This window comes from Arcicella gelida, assembly GCF_034931025.1.
GTDB lineage: Bacteria > Bacteroidota > Bacteroidia > Cytophagales > Spirosomataceae > Arcicella > Arcicella gelida.
The window spans coordinates 98018-120284 of record NZ_JAYGIL010000002.1; the positions used below are offsets into that span (position 1 = coordinate 98018).

The window sequence follows — 22267 nt, forward strand, 5'->3', positions numbered from 1 at the left end:
AATCACTTTTCTTTATTGAGCTTTTCCTGAATATTTTTCACGAAATCCAGTGAGACGTTGGCAAGTATTGAACATTGCTCAAAGGTAAGTCCCATATTTAAACCATTGGTAACGGTTTCTATTTTATCAACTAATCTTATCTCTTCAATTTTTTTATTTTCATTTTTAACGGCTAAAGCATTTGCTGAAATTGCCATTTCAAAAGCTAATTTTTGCTCCGCTGTCATAGCTCTTAAATCGACTTCATGTATAGCTTTTTTAAGCCATTCCTCATCCCAAAATGCAGGAAACTGTGATGTCTCTGTAACTGTGTGCAAAGTTTTCATTGTATAAATTAGTTTCTCCAAATCTGTTTGAATATCAGCTATTGGCTTAGTAAACTTAGCTAATTCTATTGTAATAAACGTCATTTGGTCATCAATAATTTCATTTTTATCATTTCTCAATACAGCAATATTATGAAATTGTTTTATTGAAGGAAAAATATTAACAGCCAAAATCCCGATACAATAAATCTTAGACAAATCTTCAAATTTATATGCCCCTTTCTTGACCATCGTATTAAAGCGATGTAAGGCATAAAATTTCATTCGTTGAATAAATTCTGGATAATCACTTAATTGCATTTCTACAACAAAATGGTTATTGTATTCATCAATACAGGCGATGTCATAAATACCACTACGACTATCAATTGTTATAGCATTCATCTCATTTTTAATAAACTCAATTGTTTTAATTGGTATAGGTGAATCAATTAGGGCTTGTAACGCTTTTTTAAGAAAAGTGGTATCTTCTTCATTCCCAAAAGTTACCTTAAAGCCGTAATCAGATAAAATTGAAATAAATCGGCTATTAGCATTATATATTTCCATAAGCTTAAAATTAAAAAAGGTTCTATTTTAATTAAGTAAAAAGAGAGTCTGTTACCCTAATTAATCTACTTCACAAAACTAAATCCACTATCCAAAATTTTCAATACTCTTTGTTTTTTCCATGCTTCTACGTCGTTCATTGCCACTTTTTCAACGATATTTCTTTCGTCTAAATTTGAAATATCTGAACTCCCAGATTCTGACAATACTTGTTCTATTGCCTTTTTTAATACTGCTAAAGAACCACTTAAACCACGATTTACTGCTAAATCTACTCTGAAAGCAATTCCGCCTTCTGTACTCATTATTTGGTTTAATGAATAAGCATTCCCAAAAATTGAAATCATTACCGAAGATGCTACTGCTTTGAAAACGTACTCTTCTAAAGCAATTTCTACTTGCACGCAAATCATAGTTGGTCTGAAAGCACTGGCAATAAATGCACCTGTCAATCTTAAATCGTTGGCTACTTCTAAATATGCTGCATCGCCTTCTTTCGTACCGCCATTAGTTTCCACTTGAAAAATTGGCGTTCCAAAACCTTGAATATCCATTCCATATTGCGTGAAACATTCATTAAAAACATCTTCGTCTCTTTCTTTCAAGCGTGCCAATACTCTTGTAAGCATCGAACCGCTCGCAACAGCTCCTGTAAACTGAATAAAACCAAATGAAAAAATAGCTTTATCATAACTATTTACAGCATCAAAACAGCCTTCATTTTTTGAAATATATTTCAGAATATCTGCATAAAATGGTTCTTGGCAAATATCTAAAAACATATTTTTATTTTCATCAAAGCTAGATTTTCCTGCATAACTTACTCCTCTAGGATTTACTTGATTGGGCGAAGGATAAACATCTCGCATGGTTCCAGTTTGCATAAACCCATCTGGACTTGGGAAACTGATTACATAAGTACTGTAAGAACCTTTGTTTTGTTGCTGTATTTGAAATACTTGTCGGCGTTGAAAAACTGAGCTTCCATAATCGACTGAATTATTAAATGATTCATTGTTTGAGGAATTGTCATCTGAAAAAGAATCTGACGAATCAACTACCAAAACCTGTCCAATAGACAGGTTTGTTGAAGCTAAACCATTCAATTCTGTAAGTTGATCTACAGAAATTCCGTATTTTTTTGAGATACTGTAAAGCGTTTCCTTGGGCTGGACTGTGTGTGTCATTTTGTCATAGTTAGTTTTAAGATTGTAGTTAAAATTAGCTAAAATAAAATTTCGAATGAGTCTAAGTTTAGAATAATTATTAAGTGGTAAATCTTCATCAAAATCAATATTATTTTTTTACATAAAATGTAATATATTTCCGATTATAAAAATAAATTAAATATTTTCGTAATTTAGTAAATCAAAACAGGTATAATATTATCAAATACTCTTTAGTTAAGGAGTCTATTGATTAACGACAAAATATAAGTACGGCTTTTTTTGTCATATTATCCTTTATAAAATCTATCGTTATGTTAAAAAAAATAAGTATTTTACTTAGTCTTTCTTTTTTGATTCATTTCCAATCATCAGCACAAGGAAATATTCACCAAGCTTCAACGGAGTACCAATATCCAACAGATCCATTGGTGAAAGCAAAATTAGAAACTTGGCGAGACCAAAAATTCGGAATGATTATTCACTGGGGTTTGTATGCCGTTCCGGGCATTATTGAATCTTGGGAATTATGTTCGGAAGACTGGATTAACCGTGACAGTACTCAAACCTATGATGATTATAAGAAATGGTATTGGGGTTTGAACAAAAAGTTTAACCCAACTAATTTCAATCCAGACCAATGGGCGGGTGCTGCCAAAGATGCAGGAATGAAGTATGTGGTTTTTACGACAAAACACCACGATGGGTTTTCCATGTTTGATACCCAATACTCTGACTTTAAGATTTCAAACGGACCTTTTGCACAAAATCCTAAAGCAGACGTTGCCAAATATGTTTTTGAGGCTTTCAGAAAACAGAATTTTATGATTGGGGCGTACTTCTCGAAACCAGATTGGCATTCAGAATACTTCTGGTGGAATCGTTATGCTACACCAGACCGTAATGCCAATTATGATATTCGTAAAAATCCTTGGCGTTGGAATAAGTTCAAGGAATTTTCTTATAACCAAATCCAAGAATTAATGACTCGCTATGGAAGTATGGATATTCTTTGGCTTGATGGCGGTTGGGTGCGTCCTTTAGAAACCGTAACGGATGAAGTAAGAGCTTGGGGAGCAGCAATTCCAGCTTTTAGTCAAGAAATTGATATGCCAAAAATCGCTGCCATGGCTCGTAAAAATCAACCGGGTTTATTAGTGGTTGATAGAACTGTTCACGGAGAATTTGAAAATTACAGAACGCCAGAACAAAGTATTCCTGCGACCAAATCCGACACTCCTTGGGAAAGTTGTATTACTTTAGGCGGGGCTTGGGGCTACGTCCCGAATGATAATTTCAAATCTTCTACCAAAGTAATTCATACTTTGATTGAAGTAGTAGCCAAAGGCGGAAGTTTATTATTGGGTGTTGGTCCCGGAGCAGACGGTACTTTAAATGATATTCAAGTGGCTCGTTTAAAAGAAATTGGAACTTGGTTAAATGCCAATGGAGAAGCCATTTATAATACCAGAACTACGGATTTTTACCGTGATGGCGAAACATTTTTCACCAAAGGAAAAGATAATTCAATCTATGCTTTTGTAAGATTGCCAGAAGACCAAGCCATTAACCAAACTATTACTTGGACGGGCAATGTACCAGCAAAAGGAGCAAAAGTAATTTTAGTAAGCGAAAAAGTAGCGGTAAAATGGAAAGCTGAAGGCGATAAAGTAACGGTTACTTTACCTGCTTCTTTCTTGAAAAAGTATAAAAATTATCCAAGTTTGGCTTTTAAATACTAATAATCCAATGAAAAATGCTTTGATTTTATCCATCCCTTTTTTACTATTTTTTCAACAAAACCATGCTTCAACTTTGCCCAAAGTAAATGAGCCAATTATAAAGAAGATAAGTAAAAAATCAGTTTCAGCTCCAAAACCAGTGTATCCAATTCCTACCAAAGACCAATTGGCTTATCAGGAAATGGAAACCAATGCTTTTATCCATTTTACAACGAATACTTTTACAGATTTGGAATGGGGAAATGGCGATGAAAGTCCAGCGATATTTAATCCAACGTCTTTGGATGCGAACCAATGGATAAGTACCTTAAAGGAAACTGGTTTCAAAGGAGCAATTCTTACTTGTAAACATCACGATGGTTTCACGCTTTGGCCAAGTAAGTTTACAGAGCATTCTATCAAAAACAGTCCTTACAAAGGTGGGAAAGGCGATGTAGTAAAAGAAACGGCAGAGGCTTGTAAGAAGTTTGGGGTAAAATTTGGCGTTTACTTATCTCCATGGGATAGAAACCATGCTGATTATGGCAAACCTGAATATATTACTTATTACAGAAACCAGTTGAAAGAATTGTTTAGCAATTATAAGCCTGTCTTTGAATTATGGTTTGATGGTGCGAACGGCGGAACTGGCTATTACGGCGGAGCAAGAGAAGCACGCAAAATCGACGGGAAAACCTATTACGATTGGCAAAATACAATTCCGCTGGTAAGAAAAATGCAACCTGATGTTATCTTTTTTAGCGATGCTGGACCAGAAGTACGTTGGTGTGGAAACGAAAAAGGTATTGCAGGCGAAACCAATTGGAATAATATTACGCCTGATACTTTGTATGCAGGAAAAGCTGGAATCGAACAATTATTGAATACTGGCTCAGAAAATGGTACGGCTTGGATTCCGAGTGAAATAGATGTTTCAATTCGTCCGGGTTGGTTTTATCATGCCAAAGAAGACGATAAAGTAAAATCTGCGGAACGATTATTTGAAATTTATTTGAGTTCAGTAGGTAGAGGTTCAAATTTATTATTGAACATTCCACCAGACCGCCGTGGACTTTTCCATGAAAATGATGTAAAAGCCTTGAAAGGTTTTAAAGCTTTATTGGACAAAGAATTTAAAACGAATTTAGCCTTAAAAGCCAATGTTAAAGCAAGCGAGGTTCGTGGAAATGCCACTCAGTTTTCAGCAAAAAATGCGGTTGATGGCAACAAAGAAACCTACTGGACAACCGATGACGAAAAGAAATCTGGTAGTTTAGAAATTAATTTAGGAGGAAACAAAGCCGTAAAATATGTACTCTTACAAGAATACATCAAACTCGGACAAAGAGTAAAAAGCTTTACTGTAGAAGTTTGGAAAAATAACGCTTGGCAAGAAGTTGCCTCTGCAACTACGATTGGTTATAAAAGAATCTTAAAATTAGATGGCGTTGAAACCAGTAAAGTTAGAATCAATATCAAAGATGCAAAGGCTTGCCCTGTGATTTCAAATGTGGCGGTTTATTAGGCTTTCGGCTGTCAGTCATCAGATTTCAGCTTTGAGATTTTAAAAATGTTACACGACTGGTTTTTAAACAATCAGTCGTTTTTTTACGCTTGATTTTAGTTCAAAGATTAAATTAGTTAGATGTAGCGGCAACCCTTGCGGTTGCCAATCATTATCTTACACATGGCAACCGCAAGGGTTGCCACTACATTTATATTTTTATGAATAATTAGTCAATTACAATTTGAAAAATCACTCATTCACTAACTCACTCATTCACAATTAAATGAAATCCCTAACCTTACTTTTCCTATGTTTTTCGTTCAGTGTGTTTTCGCAACCGAAAGCAACATTGGTGAAGGCTGAAAATATTTTCAATGTCCCTCCTACTCCTGCTTGTCATGCTTCCACGATTGTTGAATTATCTAAAAATACCTTCATGGCTTCGTGGTTTGGTGGTAAATATGAAAGTAGCCCAGACGTTGGAATTTGGATTGCTTTCAACGAAAAGGGCAAATGGAGTGAAGCCCAACAAATTGCTGATGGAGTAATCAACGATACGCTAAGATACCCTTGTTGGAATCCAGTTTTATTCAAAACCAAAGCAGGTAAACTTTTACTTTTCTATAAAGTAGGTAAAAATCCAAGAGAATGGTGGGGAATGAAAATGACCTCAGACGACAACGGTAAACATTGGAGTAAAGCAGAAAAACTTCCAAATGGAATATTAGGACCAATCAAAAACAAACCTTTTCAGTTAGCTAACGGAGAGATACTTTATCCTTCAAGTACCGAAAGTTTGGATGAAAAAGTATGGAATATTCATCTTGAGAAATCAGATAAAAATGCTAAGACCTTTAAAAAAATCAATATTGCTTGCGATACTTTTGGCGTAATTCAACCAAGTATTTTACAATATTCAGAAAATAAATTACAGTTACTTTGTCGCTCAAGACAAAATGCTGTCGTGCAAACTTGGTCGAGCGACAATGGAAATACTTGGTCGCCATTAACGCTTACAAATTTGCCAAATCCAAATTCTGGAACAGATGCCACTACTCTAAAAAATGGTTTACAGATATTGGTCTATAATCCACTCAAAAAAGGAGCAGATTGGTTTAATGGTCGATATAAATTGAACGTTGCCGTTTCAAAAAATGGCAACGATTGGCAAGATGTTTATACTTTAGAGGATGAAAAAGAAGGCGAATTTAGCTATCCAGCCATTATTCAAAGTACAGACGGATTAGTACATATTACTTATACGGCTAATCGAAAAAATATTAAACATATTGTTTTAAAAATTGATTAACAGTCTTTCAACAAAAAAGGTGTTGCCGATTTGAGCAACACCTTTTTGTTTTTAGCGACGACGTCCACCTCCACTAAAACTTCTTCCTCCACCGCCTCCAAAACTACTTCTATTTCCTCCGTTAAAGCTTCTATTTTGATAACTATTATAACTGCTGCTATTACTTTGTCGGTAATTTTGATTACCACGATTATAATTTCCGTTGCTTCGATAAGCATTATAATAATTGCGTGAACCAGCTACCATGCCATTATTCACATAACGTGGCTGACGAACAATTACGTTACGATAGTAATTTCCAAAATGGTTGTATAAATAAGGATAATTCATGTAATATCCTCCATTAAAAAACCAATTTGAGAAACCAAAAGCAGGAAAAAAAGCTGGAGTAAAAACCATTCATTTAACCGAAAAACCAGAAGACAAACCGAAACTTCCCCAATAAGCACTCGGATACCAAAGTGCTGAACCGTACCAATAAGGATAACCAAACCAATAGGAATATGGATTAGCATAGCCATAATTATAATTGCTACCGTAGGCTACTTGTCCATTTGGTAAAATATAGCCGTTACTTCTAGCAAAATCTTGTGCAGCTTGATTTAACTCTTGTTTTGCTTGAGGATTATTTGCTAATTCTTTTTTATAAGCTGCCATTTGAGCTTGATTCTGCACTGCCAAACTATCATGTAAACTTGCCAATTGGCTTGTAAAACCATCTTTATCAGCTAAATATTGCTGTCCTAATTTAGTTGTCAAATCAAGATTATCTGTCAATAAAGCTAATACATCTGGATATTGAGCAAGTTTTCGGAAAGCATCTTGGGTTGAATTATCCAAATTTTGAATCGCTTTATCGAAACTTTCTTGGGCTTGACTATTTAATTTATCAGCTTCAATCAAATCATCTTTGTGATGACGATACAAGCGCCAAGCTGCTGTTTCTAGGTTTTCGTCATTATTAGGCAATAGCTTTTTGATGTCGTCTCTGCTTTGTCCTGAAGGTAAAGTAGCTAAAGTATGGGCTAATTCAGGAAAACGAGTAAGTTCATAAAACCACCCTTGCTTTTTCTGGCTAAAGTCACTGATAAGTCCTTGAAAAGAAGCTTGTGTTTGGTTTTTCTCTTGCTGTAATTGAGAAAGCGTTTGTGGATATAGACTCGCCAATAAAATTGCCTGACGCACATCTGCATTATAAGACGCAACAGAATTCTGCATTCCTTTATCAGTTTCAAGTTGATTGGCTTGGCTAAAAGCATTGATATTAATGGATAATATAATTGCCATTAATAATGAAGTAGGAAGAATCCAACGCAATTGTGCGATTCTTCTAGTGGCTGTGCCACCAAAAATCATGTTAGTTTTCATACTCTCTTTCTTTATTAAACGTTGTTTTAAATCAAATACTGCAATGTTATTTTTCCTCAATCCGACCATCTTATAAATAATAATTTGCATAAAATGCTATGTATTCAGAAAGACTTTAGAAAAATTTGATGTTAAAAGGAAACGTTTTTTCAAAGATGAAAGAGTATGAATTAATGCTTATTAAGTGGTTAATCAAATAAAAAACGGACATTCTCTCCGCTTTATTTTGAAATTGTAACAAAATTATTTTCTAAGCAAATTCTAATCTTAGATTAAGCTGACATTAAGTTGCGAGATTCAACTTTACATCGTCAAAAACGATTTTACCTCAACGTTTAATTATTTTCCAACCTAAAAACTCATACAATTATGGATACATTAGCAGTTCAGAAAATACTTGTTCCGATTGACTTTAGTGATGCTTCAATGAATGCACTTCATACAGCTATTAGAATGGCAAAACGCCAACATGCACAATTAATTTTAGTCCATATCATCAATATCAACCCATTATTAGATATTGACAGTGATAAAATGATTAATGATTTAAACGTACAAAATCATGTAGATACACATCAAAACAATCTTAGAAAATTAGCAGATAAAATTACCAACGAAGAGTTCATTGATTGTAGAGTTTGTATCAGAACAGGCTTAGTACACATTGAAATTGTGAGAGCTGCCATTGACTTTTATGCCGATTTAATAATAATGGGAAAACAAGGCGTTTCAGGTATTAGCGAATTCTTGATTGGCTCAAATACATTTAATGTATTGAAAAATGCTGTTTGTCCAGTCTTGACGATACCTTCACATCAAAAATTTGAAGATTTCAAAACAGTAGTATATCCTATTCGACCAGTAACTGGTGCTATAGAAAAATATGATTTGGCTAGAAATATTATTCGAGAAAACAATGCCGAGTTAGTAATAATTGGTTTATTAGAAAATACTGATAAAAAGAGTTTTGAAACGCTCAATACTGAAACGGCACAGCTTAATAAAAAGCTCAAAGAAGATAAAATGGAAGCACAAACTTATTTTTACTTTAGCAATTCTATTGCTGAAAAAGTACTGGAAAAAACAAGTGATTTCATGGCTGATTTATTAATAATTACTGCTACAATCGACCGTCAAATTCAAGATTATGTGATAGGCCCCTTTGCTAAACAAATTCTTCATTATGCAAGAATACCTGTATTATCAATTCGTTCGAAGTCTTCAAAAATTGTAGATAAAGGTTCAGTTGATAGCCCTGATAATCATTATCCTGTATCAATGCTTGGAATTATATAATAAAATCAGCACAAGAACCATTAATTAGTTATAATTTAATTATCAAATTATCCTCAGAGTGATTAATACCACCTTAAATTTCTAAAGTCATGGAAAATCTTAGTATCAACAACATTTTAGTTCCTATTGACTACAGCAAAACATCATTAAATGCACTGGATTATGTTGTCAATTTGAGTCACAATTATCAATCAACACTCCATTTATTACATATCATTGACCCTGATACTTATCTGAGTATTACAGAAAATGGATTAGAACTTGATTTAAGTCAAGAAAGTATTATCCAAAGAGAAAAAAAGAAATTGGCAAAATTGGCTGACTCGATTGCAGAAAAAGAGCAATTAACTGTTTATTGCCATTGTATAGTAGGAGAAGTAGTCAGAGAAATTATTCACATCGCCGAACAAATTTCGGCTGATTTGATAGTAATGGGTACGCATGGCATTTCTGGTTTCAAATCATTTTTTATGGGAACGAATGCTTTTGAGGTAAGTAAAAAATCATCTTGCCCGGTACTCACAATTCCTAATAATAAAAAATGGAGAAATTTTGAAAAAGTACTTTTCCCCGTTCGAACAATTCCGAATGCTTTACATAAGTATGAATTCGCAAAAAAAATTATCGCTAAACACCAATCAGAATTGATTATTTTGGCTTTGTTAGATAACGATAATGCGAAAAAAACAAATTACTTAGACGAAGAATTGAAATCTTTGAATGAAAAATTAGTGGAAGATAATATCAATGGTTATTCTATTTTCACTTATACAGATTCGGTTGCTTACACAGCCCTGAAAAAATCGGATGAATTAGAAGTAGATTTGATGATAATTACGGCAGATTTCAATTACTCAATAGAAGATTATTTTGTAGGTCCTTTTACTCAGCAAGTGCTGAATCATGCTAAAATTCCTATTTTGTCGATTAGACCACAGGAAAGTACTTTAGTAACTGAAAAAATATTAGTTAATGAAAATCATGATAAGCAGTAAATAGAAGACAAGCTTCATTCCGATTTTTTAAAATCACAAAAATCGGAATGAAGCTTGTTTTTATTCAATATTAATATCCACGTGCTAAATTAGCAATATTTACCAAAGTTTCTCCTTTTTCAAATCTTTCAAGATTTTCGGTAAAAAACTTAATTTTATCCAAATTTTCCTCAGCCCAACCACCAGAAGTATGTTGTGTTAGCAAGACATTTGGCATTTGCCAAAGTGGATGTTCAACAGGAATGGGTTCTTTTGCTGTTACGTCCAAAACTGCTCCATAAATTTGGTCATTTTTCAACATTTCAATCAAAGCTTCTTCATCTACTGCCGAACCTCTTCCTACATTCACAAAAAGCGCTGAGGATTTCAATAATTGTAAACGAGTTTTATTCAACAAACCGATAGTTTCGGGCGTTTCGGGCAAAGTTGCTACTAAAATATCAGTTGTTGGTAAGTACTCATCCAAATTTACTACCGTTTTAGAATCCAAAACCGTAGTTTCACAATTAAAACCAACCAATAAATCCTTTACTTTTTGTCCGATAGCACCTGCACCCAAAACTAATACTTTTGCATTACTCAATAAATGTAAACTTGAACGCAAAGGAGTACCAATCCATTTAGATTCAGTTTGTAATTTTGATAAATGTGCAACACCTCGATACATCGCCAAAATACCTGCCACAGCAGTCTCTGCTACTGATTGCCCGAAAAAACCTTTCAGGTTTGTAATCTGGAAAGTATAGTTTTCTAATTGTTGGTAAGGGTCAAGACCAGCCGAATGTAATTGTAACCATTGTAATTTACTGGTTTTTTGTGCCCAAGCCAATGGCACATTTCCAAAGCAAATTGTTGAACTCAGAAATTGGTCTTCTCTATTCTCAAGTGAGATTTCTTCTCCGATAACAAGTTCATATTTCCCTGCTAGTTTTTCTTTGATAACTAAAACCTCACTGGCTTCAAATTTTGTATGAATGTATATTTTCATTATAAAATGGTTGGTTTCAATTTCTATGGTATTATGTCAGTTTAGGAAAACATTATCTGCTACTATGACAATTCAAAAAAGCAGTTCTGCCATTATGGCACAAAAAATCCCTAAAAAAACTACTGGCATCAAGATTGTTGAAAGTAAGGAAATCTCTATCTGTTGATGCAATGACTTAAAAGATTCAATGCTTAAACAGAAGAACAAAAATAGGTAAACATTCTTGTAAGCCTCTTTATTGTAAAATTAAAAATCTTATTCATATACTTAATTAAAATTAAAAATGGGAAAAATTATCGGTATTGACTTAGGAACAACCAACTCTTGCGTATCAGTAATGGAAGGTAACGAGCCAGTCGTAATCGCTAACTCAGAAGGTCGTCGTACTACACCTTCAATCGTTGCATTCTTAGATAATGGTAACGGTGAACGTAAAGTAGGTGACGCTGCCAAACGCCAGGCTATCACTAATCCTAAAAACACAGTTTCTTCTATCAAACGTTTCATGGGTAAACGTTATTCAGAAGTAGGAAGCGAACTAAAAACAATTGCTTATACTGTTGAGCAAGGTTCAAACGATACTCCACGTGTTCGCATCGGCGACCGTCTTTATACGCCTCAAGAAATTTCGGCGCAGATTTTAACGAAAATGAAACAAACTGCCGAAGATTATCTTGGACAGACTGTTACTGAAGCTGTTATTACTGTTCCAGCATATTTTAATGATGCAGAACGTCAGGCTACGAAAGAAGCTGGACAAATTGCAGGTTTAGAAGTAAAACGTATCATCAACGAACCTACTGCGGCAGCTTTAGCTTACGGTCTTGACAAAGGCGGTAAAGATATGAAAATCGCTGTATTCGACTTAGGTGGTGGTACTTTCGATATTTCAGTATTAGAATTAGGTGATGGCGTATTTGAAGTAAAGTCAACTGACGGTGATACTCACTTAGGTGGTGACGACTTCGACCAAGTAATCATTGAATGGTTAGCAAACGAATTTAAAAACGACGAAGGTGTTGATTTGCGTAAAGATGCAATGGCTCTTCAACGTTTGAAAGAAGCTGCTGAAAAAGCAAAAGTAGAATTATCTTCAAGTGCTTCTACTGAAATCAACTTGCCATATATCTTCCCTGTGGACGGTATGCCTAAACACTTAGTACGTACTTTATCTCGTGCTAAATTTGAGCAATTGGCTGATTCATTAATCCAAAGAATGCTTGAGCCTTGTAAACGTGCGATGAAAAATTCGGGCTTTACAAACTCTGATATCGACGAAGTTATCTTGGTAGGTGGTTCAACTCGTATTCCAAGAGTAGTAGAAGAAGTAGAGAAATTCTTCGGAAGAAAACCTTCAAAAGGTGTTAACCCTGACGAAGCTGTAGCAATCGGTGCGGCTGTTCAAGGTGGTGTTTTAACGGGTGAAGTAAAAGACGTATTATTATTAGACGTTATTCCTTTATCGTTAGGTATCGAAACAATGGGTGGCGTTTTCACTAAATTAATCGAAGCTAACACAACAATTCCTACGAAGAAATCTGAAACATTCTCGACTGCTTCAGATAACCAACCTTCAGTAGAATTGAACGTATTACAAGGTGAGCGTCCATTAGCAACACAAAACCGTTCATTAGGACGTTTCCACTTAGACGGTATTCCACCAGCACCACGTGGCGTGCCTCAAGTAGAAGTAACTTTTGATATTGATGCTAACGGTATCCTTCACGTATCTGCAAAAGATAAAGGAACAGGAAAAGAAAGCAATATCCGTATCGAAGCTTCAAGTGGTTTGACGGATGCAGAAATCGAAAAAATGCGTCAAGAAGCGAAAGCTCATGAAGCAGAAGATAAAGCTGAACGTGAAAAAATCGAAAAAATCAACCAAGCTGATTCATTGATTTTCCAAACAGAAAAACAATTGAAAGAGTACGGCGAGAAACTTTCGGAAGGAAATAAATCAGCGATTGAAGGAGCTTTAGCAGAATTGCGTACTGCACACGGTTCACGTGATGTAGCTTCAATTGACTCAGCGCTTGAAAAATTGAACAACGCTTGGGCAGCAGCTTCGCAAGAAATGTATGCACAAAGTAGCCCAGAAGGAGCTCAACCAACTGGTGATGCAGGTCAACAAACTGCTGATTCAGGTTCTTCTTCACAAGCAGAAGATGTTCCTTTTGAGGAAGTGAAATAAGTAATAGCTAAAAAACAATAAAAAAAGGCAGGAAAATTCCTGTCTTTTTTTATTTATTAAAGGAAAAAATATAAATTAGTATAATGACAAATTTAGCTGCCAAGTAACTTGTAAAAAATAATAAAACCCAATATGAAAATTATTACTATTCACGGAATTAGAAGAGAAAAAAGATGGTACAACGACTTAAAGAATTTACACATTTGGAGTCAACAAAAAATCGAAGTAATACCTTTTGAGTATGGTTATTTTAGTCTTTTTCAATTTCTATTACCGTGGAAAAGGAAGTCTGTGTATAATAAATTTTTAGAATTTTATAAAAAAAATGTAGAACAAAATGAACCAGCACCAAGTCTTGTATGTCATAGTTTTGGAACTTTAATTTTTTTCAATTGCTTAAACAAACACTCTTCATTAAAATTCGACAATGTGATTTTGTGTGGTAGTATAGTTGACCCTCATTTAGATTGGGACAGCTATTTTAAGAATGGACAAATAAAAAGAGTTAAAAATGATTATGGAATTGATGATTGGGTAGTTAATTTATCAAGTTTTGTAATTAAAAATTGTGGTGCCAGTGGTAAGAATGGATTCGAAAATATTCCTCAAAGCTTAATTAAAGATAAGAAATTCATACAAGAAAGAAATTATTTTAATCACAGTGATTATTTCTACACCCCCCACATGGAAAAGAATTGGGTAAAATTTTTACTGGAAGGTTCAGTGAAATTTAATTTTAGAAAAGATATTTTACGTGATGATATTATTGAGAGAATCTATGAAAATGAAAAGGAAAATGATGTAGAAGTCTCAAAAATTGTATTCAAATCTAGAGTCGATTTCTTCAAAACAACTGGTAATTACTATGGAAGTTATACAATGGATTGTATTAACAAACAAAGTTCAATTTTAAATTGGTATAGAATAACAACAACTGCGGATTCTATTGAAGATGCCAAAGAGATGGGGTTTTCCGCTTTTGTAAATAATCAAAAAGCTCAGATAGAATTAGAAGATGAAAAAATATGGAAAAAGAATTTTAAAATTGGTCTTCTAGATGGCATTCAACCAGAAGAAACATTTAATTTAAACTATCGTTTTACACTAAGAAATACTATGAACAAAAGAGGTGATACTGACCATTATCTAACAAAAAATATAAAATATGTAGATATCTATATTAACTTTAAAGAGACTTTAACTGCTCCAACATTTATTTTTATTAAGAATCAAATTATAATACATTCTATAAAAGCTCAAAAAAAAAATGAAAAAGATAATTCAATAACTTATTGGCTAAACCATTATAACGAACAAAATTTTGATGGCATAATTTTTTATTATGAAGGTATTGTTGTAGAAAACCATCCTCCTAAAGTAAAAATACCAATTCAAAACATGAAAGATTATTTTATAGAGTCTTGTTCAGAACAAGATATAAAGCATATTTATGCAATTGAAAGTAAAATTGAATTTGAGAATGGAGCATCTGAAGCTACTCTATTAGAGAGAAGAAAAATGTTCAATCAAGGTTTTTTAGTCTTAAAAAAAGGCAATAAAATATTAGGCTACATTGAAACAACTATTTGGAAGTATAGAGATTTTGAATCATTTGATGAGATTAAAAATTTTCCTGTTTTTCATAATTCAGAGGGAGATACTTTGTACGTAATATTCCTCGCAATTGATGAATATGAAAGGTTAAAGGGATATGGTTCAGCATTATTAAAGGCTGTCGAAAATACAATATCCCAACACTATAATATTAATAAGATTGTTCTGGTAGCAAAAGATGGCTTAGTCAAGTTCTATAAAAATAATGGGTATAAAGAGGTTAAGGAATTACCACATTTCTTAAAAAACAGGAATTATAAATCTGTTTTAATGGAAAAAAATATTTCTAATAATTCAAAAAACAAGAAAATTAAATTTAGGGAAGGAAGTCAAAAAAGGATTATTGAAAAAATTGTAGAACATAATAAAATTTAGAGCCACCTCCAACTATCGTAGTATTATACTACTCACGCTGTTCGAGATGTTCTAAAGAGCATCTCGAATTATTAATAAAAAGGACTTCTAGTACGATAAAACTTACCCACTAGCAAAAGTAAGTGTTAAGTAAAGCGTTCATTATACTAAACTTTACTATAGTTTGAAATTGAAGTAGATAAATATTAAGCTTTCCTAAATCTCTCATTTTACCCCAACTAGCTGTTAAGCGAAGCATCACTTGTGCTAAACCTTAATTCAGTTTGAAACTGAATTAAACAAAGGTCTAAGACACAGTCTTGAACGAGCTTCTGAGGAAAAGTAAAATAGCTCTGCGGAAAAATATTTATGGATTGTGGAAAATTCAAAGCCTTCTGAGGAAAATATAAATGGCTCAGAGGAAGATTATTTTTGAGTTGTGTAAGATTAAATATGAATTGCGGAAAATGTAAATGCCTCTGAGAAAAATAAAAATAGCTCTGCGGAAAAATATTTATGGATTGTGGAAAATGCAAAGCCTTCTGAGGAAAATGTTACGGCTAATTTTTTATAAAATCACCAATCTCCCATTTTACCATATCAATATGGCTAGATGGGAGATTTTTTATTGCCAATTTTTCTCTATTTTTGAATGAATCAAATAGAAAACTAAATCACACAAACAAAATACCTCTGTCTAACAAACATGGAAAGTGAAAACTTAAATTATCCTAATCAAGCAAATAATACTAAAGAACAAGAAATTTTACTGGAAAGAGTCGATAGGAAATATGCAGTGGAGGAATTCCTAAACCTAATTGGTTACGAACGAGGTTTGTTGTTTACCGTTCGTGAATTGTTGCTTCGTCCTGGTAAACTGGTTCATCATTATCTCAACACTGATAGAAATGCTTGTACCAAGCCTGTTACTTTTTTGATTCTCTGCTCGGTGGTTTATAGCTTAATTACGGGTTATCTAGATGTTGATGTACTCAGCGAAGAACAACTAAAGAAACAATACGGTACTACTGGAGGAAATAGCGTGATACTTTGGATTCAGAATAATTACGGATATGCCAATATTTTGATGTTAATTTTTATAGCATTCTGGACGAAGATTTTTTTCAAAAAGTATTCTTATAATATTTATGAAATCGGCGTAATGCTATGTTATATCATGGGTGAAGGGATGTTATGGTTTTCGGTGCATCCTATTATTGCGAAGTTTGTTACCAATACTATTTTTGATACAGTCTTTTATTCTGCTATTTTGTTATATGTTGCTTGGGCTATTGGACAGTTTTTTGGTGGAGGTTTTAAAAATTACTTCAAAGCTCTCTGTGCCTATTTAATAGGCTTTGTCTCGTTTGAAATCGTAGCGATACTAATAGGTGTGGCGATGGATTTAATGGCAAAAAAAATATAATTATAGAAAACAAAAAATCCCATTCTACTTAATCAAAAGTAAAATGGGATTTTTATTATATCACTGTAAATTAAATACTTCCAATTGGGAAGCTTACTCCTACATTGATTCCTAAATTTCTGTTCATGCTATTACTTGTGGTTGATTTAGTCGCATCTGTTAAACCTAAGCCATAACGAGCATCTACGTTCAACCAAATTTTTTCCGCTAAAGCATAATTAAAGCCACCGCCGAAAGTCACACCCAAATCTGAACTTGAGTAAAACTGTCCGTTAGGGTTTAGATTATTGCCATCCTTATCTTTTGCGTTTAATAGGAAGTCAACGTGTGGGCCAGCAAATAATTTAGGACGAAATGAACCTACTTTATTTCCACCATTAAAATAATAAGTAAATAAAACAGGTACTTGGATATAATTTAAGTTGATAGAATTATCAGTGTTTTTGAGTTTCGCACCCAATTCACTGTATAAAACCTGTACTCCTACACCAAACCACTCTTTGCTACTATAATTTAAAAATACTCCTGTGGCTAAACCCGTTTTAGTAGAAGTATTTGAGTTGGAAGATAAATTAGAGAAATTTACACCAGCCGATGGACCGAAAGATAAATTTTGAGCTTTTGATAAGCTAGCTACTAATAAAATAGCTACGATGAATAATCCTGATTTCTTGTTCATAATTTTAAAGAATAATTGAATGATAATTGATTACGATAAATAACTTCAAAATATCATTCCATTCTTTAAAACTTGTCTTTTGTTGAGTAAAAGACATAGAAATTCGAAAATTTTCCTCAAAATTCCCCAAAGTGTATGCCCATTTTATCTGTTATGACTAGTTCATTTTTCGATTATCTCACAGATTGATAGACAAGTAAAGCAACAGATTGAATTTTAATCCCTAATTTTGCACCCGAATAATATTTTGCAAAGTATTAACAGGTGTTTAATGCGGTTATTCACATTTTGACAAATTCATGAAAAAAATCAATTCTTATAGAACATTATTTGGTGCAACAAAAACAACTGAGCTTTCCGAATTAAAAAAAACATATAGAAATTTAATCAAAGAGTGGCATCCTGACAAAATTCAAGATAATGAAGAGTTACAAGCTCAGGCGGCTATTAAAAGTAAAGTAATCATCGAAGCTTATAATCTTTTGGTGGCGATTGCTCCTGAAACGCAAGCAGCTAATTTGGAAGAATATACTCGTATCACTACGACTTCTATCATTGAAGATTTTGATTATAAAGACGAAACTTTAAAAATCATTTTTCAAGATAATGTAGTTTACGAATACTTTGGTGTACCTAAAAATACTTATGTAAAATTAGTGAATGCTCCGTCTTTGCCAAGATTTGCCAAAAGACATATCTATCATTCATTTACGTATAGAAATGTAAGTAAATAATTTATTTGGGGAGTTTTTAGCTCCCCAAATAATATTTTCTAAACAAAATTTAAGCTATCAAAACGCTTACCAAGTATTAATTCGTCATTTACTCCTAACCAATTTCGTAAAAGAGTAGCGTAAATTTTACGGAAATCTACAGAGTATTTCAAATCTCCTTCATCTAAATCTGTCAGATTGGGTGCTTCATTCATTACTTTGTCTGATTTTAGCTTTCCTCCCATCAAAAACACATTATTGGCTGTTCCGTGGTCAGTTCCTCCGCTGGCATTTTGTTTTACTCTTCTGCCAAATTCAGAGAAAGTCATCAGCAAAACATCATCCAACTTATTGTTTTGTTTCAGCTCATTCAAAAACACATCCATTGTTTCGGCATAATTTCTCAATAAACGCTCTTGCTGACCAACTTGATTGACATGCGTATCAAAACCAGAAATACTGACATAATACACATTGGTCGGCATTCCTGAAAGTATCAATTCTGAAATAGTTTTTAGTCTTTGCCCTAATTCCCCATTTGGGAAACTCGCTTTTGTTTGATAAACCTTCGATTTTGTGTGTAAATACTCTGCCGAAGAAGCTGTTTCTGCCAAGGTTTTATACAAATAACTTACATTATCTGAATGCTCTGCTGGCTGAGATTTTGCAATTTTAGCAATAAAATCTCCATGTACTTGTCGATATAATTTTTCAGGTTCTAATACCGAAAGTGCTTTAAGCTTCTCTCCTTTCATGGCTAAACTCAGAGTATCATCAATTTCCAACGCTTTGTAAGAAGCACAATTTCCCGTACAATTAGCATCCAAATATCGCCCTAACCAACCCGTTTGTAAATATTGGTCAGCATTAGAAGCCGTCTGCCAAATATCCATTGAACGAAAATGAGAACGATCTGGATTTGGATAACCAACGTTATTGATAATACGCATAAAACCGTTGTCGTACCAAGAACGTAACTTTTCCAAAGCTGGATTCAAACCAATTTCATCATTCAAATTCAATACTTTATCTCTATTAATAGCGATTGTCGGACGCTCACGATAGTAAATATCATTTCTAAAAGGAATTACAGTATTGAGTCCATCATTTCCACCCGACAATTGAATGATTACTAATATTTTATCGGAATTACCATTTAGACCTAAATGTTGCTGCTCAAAGGCTTTCAAGAAATTCGGAATCATTAAGCCACCAGCGGTTGCCAATGCCGAACGTTTGATAAATTCTCTACGATTAACCATAGTATTTCGAATTAGTTAATTTAAAACTTAACACAATTGATATTCAGGAAGCATCATTAACGCTAAAACCATTTTTTTAATGGCTTCGGGCTGATTTTCCTTTTCCATTTTGGCTATAAATCCTTTTTTGAGTTCTTCGCTGATAGAAACCTGTAAGAAATACTCCTCTAATTCATCCAATAATTCTTTGCGATTTTCTTGTGTAAACTGTTTTGAAAATACTTCCCAATTCATCGTTGTTTCAAGCGTATTCTTCTTTCCTTTTTTGGTTTGAAAATCTGTATTGACATCTCCATCGGATTTAGCAACTGTTCTTACAATCGAATTATTAAAAGCTAAATAAGGCAACTGCATCCTGAAAAGTAAACTTGAACTATCAATCCAATTTTTTCCACCAGCCCAACCTGCCACATTTGGCGGATAAAGTATTACTTGCCCCAATACTCTCTGAATAAATAATAAAGATTGCTTTTCAACAAAATGAGAACCAGTACTTCTTTGTAAACTGACCAGTAACTCAACAGGAGATTTGATATGAGTACCGATATTTTTAACATCATAAAACCATGAACTCGTGAAAATTGTCTCCATCAAATCTGAAATATCATAGTCATTTTTGTAGAAATGTGCAGATAATTCTTGGACGATTTTTGTATCAATTTGTTCGTTGACGAAGTTTTTATAGATTTTACTAACAATGAAATTTGCGGTTTCTTTTTTAGCTAAAATCATTTTAATAATGTCTTCTCCATCAAATTTTCCAGTTTTTCCAAGAAATTCCTTCGTTTCAAAATCATGTTGTCGAGTATTAAAAAAGAAGCCGTTTTCTCTTCTATCAAATTCCCAACCAGTAAAAGCTCTTGCCGCTTCTTTTACATCATGTTCAGAATAATTTCCTCGTCCTAATGTGAATAATTCCATTACTTCACGAGCAAAATTTTCGTTGGGACTCTTTTTTTTGTTTTGTTGATTATTCAAAAACTGTAGCATGGCTGGTTCTTTAGAAACTGCCATCAATAAATCTCCAAATTTCCCCAAAGCGTGCTGACGAATGGTATTCAAGTAATGCTGTGCAAAAAGTGGATTGCGAGTTCTACAAGCAAAATGACCATGCCAGAAAAGTGCCATTTTTTCACGCAAAACAGCTTTAGAATCAACCATTTTATTAATCCAAGCGATATTGAGCGCACCCTCCTCCTCTTTAATCATTTTATTTAATTGCTTTCTACGCTGTTCAGTCGTTAGAAGTGTATCTTTTTTCATTGCTTGTAGCTCTGAATAAATATCCATTTTATCGACAACGTTGATAGGCTCAAAATTTTCTGAGTCTTTCAATAATTGTTTTACATTTTTTTTGATTGATTGTCGGCTATACTGATTAATGATTTCTGGCTTTTCGCTAAAGCCTGCTCGCCATAGAAGATGTTGGATGAGTTTTTCCTTAGCCATAATTTTGTCGAGTTTAATTTTAATGACTCTTAGAGTGTAGAACGTGCGGAAAGGTTTAATTATTAAAATGATAATCAATATTATTTAATTTATATTCCTGTAAGAAAAATCTATAAAAACAAAAATCCGCTCTTTGGAAGCGGATTTTGTTTCAATAAATTATGCAAAAAAACTTACGCAATCTGTGCAGCTAACCAGTCTCCTACTTCAGAAGTAGAGAATGCTTTTCCGCCATCTGCAATATCAACCGTAACAACACCTTCTGCTAAAGATTTGTTAACGATGTCTTTGATTTCGTTAGCTTCGTCCATCAATTTGAACGCATATTCAAACATCATCGCTGCTGAAAGTACAGTTCCCAATGGATTAGCGATGTTTTTACCAGCAGCTTGTGGGTAACTTCCGTGAATTGGTTCGAATACTGAAGTATGTAAACCGATAGAAGCTGAAGGCATTAAGCCCATTGAACCAGAAATTACTGAAGCTTCATCAGTTAAAATATCACCGAACATATTTTCAGTGACCATTACGTCGAATCCTTCTGGCCATTGGATAATACGCATAGCCGCAGCATCTACGAATAAGTATTCAGTTTCTACTTCTGGATATTCTTTTTCGATTCCTTGAGCTACTTCTCTCCAAAGTCTTGAAGTTTCTAATACGTTTGCTTTATCAACGATACATACTTTTTTGCGACGTTTCATTGCGTATTCGTAAGCCAAACGAACGATTCTATCAACTTCTGGTTTTGTATATTCGCATACATCCCAAGCTTTATCACGAGTTTCGTTTCTTCCTTTATCACCGAAGTAAATACCACCAGTTAATTCACGAATACAAACGAAATCTGCATTTTCGATTAATTCTCTTCTTAATGGAGATTTGTGTAATAATGACGGGAATACTAAAGTAGGACGAATATTGGCATATAATCCTAATTTCTTACGCATTGCCAATAAACCTTGCTCTGGACGAACTTTTGCTGAAGGGTCATTATCAAAACGTGGATGACCAATTGCACCGAACAAAACTGCATCTGCTTGCATACAAACTTCGTGCGTTTCGTCTGGATATGGATTACCAGTAGCATCAATCGCTACAGCACCTGTTAAAGCGTGAGTAAGATTGATTTCGTGGTTATATTTTTTACCGATTGCATTAACTACTTTTAATGCTTGTTCAATTACTTCTGGTCCGATTCCGTCACCAGATAAAACTGCAATATTTAATTTCATTTATTTTTTTGTTAGACTTGAGGACTTTGGACTTTAGGACTCAAGGATTTTTTATTAGATTTTAAGATAGATTCAAGACACAAGAAGCAAGATTCAAGAATTGAGGATTTTTGATTTTT

General features: G+C 33.7%; 18 protein-coding genes. 9 read left to right on the forward strand and 9 right to left on the reverse strand.

The genetic code is table 11. From position 1 onward, the window contains the following. Positions 1–2 precede the first annotated feature (2 nt). Both VB776_RS00465 and VB776_RS00470 read right to left on the reverse strand, forming a co-directional pair. Complete coding sequence (locus tag VB776_RS00465; protein ID WP_323324937.1) at positions 3–875, reverse strand: Rpn family recombination-promoting nuclease/putative transposase; 873 nt, start codon at positions 873–875, stop codon at positions 3–5. Positions 876–940: 65 nt separating this feature from the next. Then, entirely contained in the window at positions 941–2062 is a 1122-nt protein-coding gene (locus VB776_RS00470) for a LysM peptidoglycan-binding domain-containing protein (protein WP_323324939.1), read from the reverse strand. A gap of 293 nt (positions 2063–2355) precedes the next feature. On the opposite strand from VB776_RS00470, the gene VB776_RS00475 reads away from it, so the two are divergent. From VB776_RS00475 to VB776_RS00485, 3 genes are all read left to right on the forward strand, one after another. Next, positions 2356–3783 carry an alpha-L-fucosidase gene (locus VB776_RS00475; RefSeq protein WP_323324941.1) on the forward strand — a complete coding sequence of 476 codons (1428 nt, stop codon included), beginning with the start codon at positions 2356–2358 and terminating at the stop codon, positions 3781–3783. Between the two features lie 7 nt (positions 3784–3790). Next, a complete protein-coding gene (locus VB776_RS00480; RefSeq protein ID WP_323324943.1) occupies positions 3791–5287 on the forward strand; it encodes an alpha-L-fucosidase in 1497 nt (498 codons plus the stop codon). Positions 5288–5552: 265 nt separating this feature from the next. Further along, on the forward strand, positions 5553–6578 hold the full coding sequence (locus VB776_RS00485) for a sialidase family protein (RefSeq protein ID WP_323324945.1): 1026 nt from the start codon (positions 5553–5555) through the stop codon (positions 6576–6578). Positions 6579–6629: 51 nt separating this feature from the next. On the opposite strand, the gene VB776_RS00490 is transcribed toward VB776_RS00485, so the two are convergent. Beyond that, positions 6630–6977, reverse strand: coding sequence for a hypothetical protein (locus VB776_RS00490; protein WP_323324947.1), 348 nt, complete (start codon positions 6975–6977; stop codon positions 6630–6632). Beyond that, positions 6978–7946 carry a DUF3300 domain-containing protein gene (locus VB776_RS00495; protein WP_323324949.1) on the reverse strand — a complete coding sequence of 323 codons (969 nt, stop codon included), beginning with the start codon at positions 7944–7946 and terminating at the stop codon, positions 6978–6980. Between the two features lie 369 nt (positions 7947–8315). Between VB776_RS00495 and VB776_RS00500 the strand changes: the two genes are divergently transcribed. Both VB776_RS00500 and VB776_RS00505 read left to right on the forward strand, forming a co-directional pair. Then, positions 8316–9242 carry a universal stress protein gene (locus VB776_RS00500; protein WP_323324951.1) on the forward strand — a complete coding sequence of 309 codons (927 nt, stop codon included), beginning with the start codon at positions 8316–8318 and terminating at the stop codon, positions 9240–9242. Positions 9243–9331: 89 nt separating this feature from the next. Continuing rightward, a complete protein-coding gene (locus VB776_RS00505) occupies positions 9332–10237 on the forward strand; it encodes a universal stress protein (protein ID WP_323324953.1) in 906 nt (301 codons plus the stop codon). A 70-nt stretch (positions 10238–10307) separates the two neighbouring features. Here VB776_RS00505 and VB776_RS00510 read toward each other — a convergent pair whose 3' ends face one another. Continuing rightward, positions 10308–11225 (reverse strand): D-2-hydroxyacid dehydrogenase, encoded by a 918-nt coding sequence (locus VB776_RS00510; RefSeq protein ID WP_323324955.1) that lies wholly within the window; start codon positions 11223–11225, stop codon positions 10308–10310. A 283-nt stretch (positions 11226–11508) separates the two neighbouring features. Between VB776_RS00510 and dnaK the strand changes: the two genes are divergently transcribed. From dnaK to VB776_RS00525, 3 genes are all read left to right on the forward strand, one after another. Next, complete coding sequence (gene dnaK / locus VB776_RS00515; RefSeq protein ID WP_323324957.1) at positions 11509–13416, forward strand: molecular chaperone DnaK; 1908 nt, start codon at positions 11509–11511, stop codon at positions 13414–13416. Between the two features lie 132 nt (positions 13417–13548). Next, on the forward strand, positions 13549–15405 hold the full coding sequence (locus tag VB776_RS00520) for a GNAT family N-acetyltransferase (RefSeq protein WP_323324959.1): 1857 nt from the start codon (positions 13549–13551) through the stop codon (positions 15403–15405). A 685-nt stretch (positions 15406–16090) separates the two neighbouring features. After that, positions 16091–16810, forward strand: coding sequence for a DUF3667 domain-containing protein (locus tag VB776_RS00525; RefSeq protein WP_323324961.1), 720 nt, complete (start codon positions 16091–16093; stop codon positions 16808–16810). Positions 16811–16880: 70 nt separating this feature from the next. Here the strand turns inward: VB776_RS00525 and VB776_RS00530 are convergent, their stop codons facing one another. After that, positions 16881–17489, reverse strand: a complete 609-nt coding sequence (locus VB776_RS00530) for a porin family protein (protein ID WP_323324963.1) — start codon at positions 17487–17489, stop codon at positions 16881–16883. A gap of 299 nt (positions 17490–17788) precedes the next feature. On the opposite strand from VB776_RS00530, the gene VB776_RS00535 reads away from it, so the two are divergent. After that, positions 17789–18223, forward strand: a complete 435-nt coding sequence (locus VB776_RS00535; protein WP_323258869.1) for a KTSC domain-containing protein — start codon at positions 17789–17791, stop codon at positions 18221–18223. Between the two features lie 38 nt (positions 18224–18261). On the opposite strand, the gene VB776_RS00540 is transcribed toward VB776_RS00535, so the two are convergent. The 3 genes from VB776_RS00540 to leuB form a co-directional block, all read right to left on the reverse strand. After that, a complete protein-coding gene (locus VB776_RS00540) occupies positions 18262–19464 on the reverse strand; it encodes a DUF1501 domain-containing protein (RefSeq protein ID WP_323324965.1) in 1203 nt (400 codons plus the stop codon). Between the two features lie 27 nt (positions 19465–19491). Next, positions 19492–20913 (reverse strand): DUF1800 domain-containing protein, encoded by a 1422-nt coding sequence (locus VB776_RS00545; RefSeq protein WP_323324967.1) that lies wholly within the window; start codon positions 20911–20913, stop codon positions 19492–19494. Positions 20914–21086: 173 nt separating this feature from the next. After that, positions 21087–22148 carry a 3-isopropylmalate dehydrogenase gene (leuB, locus tag VB776_RS00550; RefSeq protein WP_323324969.1) on the reverse strand — a complete coding sequence of 354 codons (1062 nt, stop codon included), beginning with the start codon at positions 22146–22148 and terminating at the stop codon, positions 21087–21089. Positions 22149–22267 lie beyond the last annotated feature (119 nt).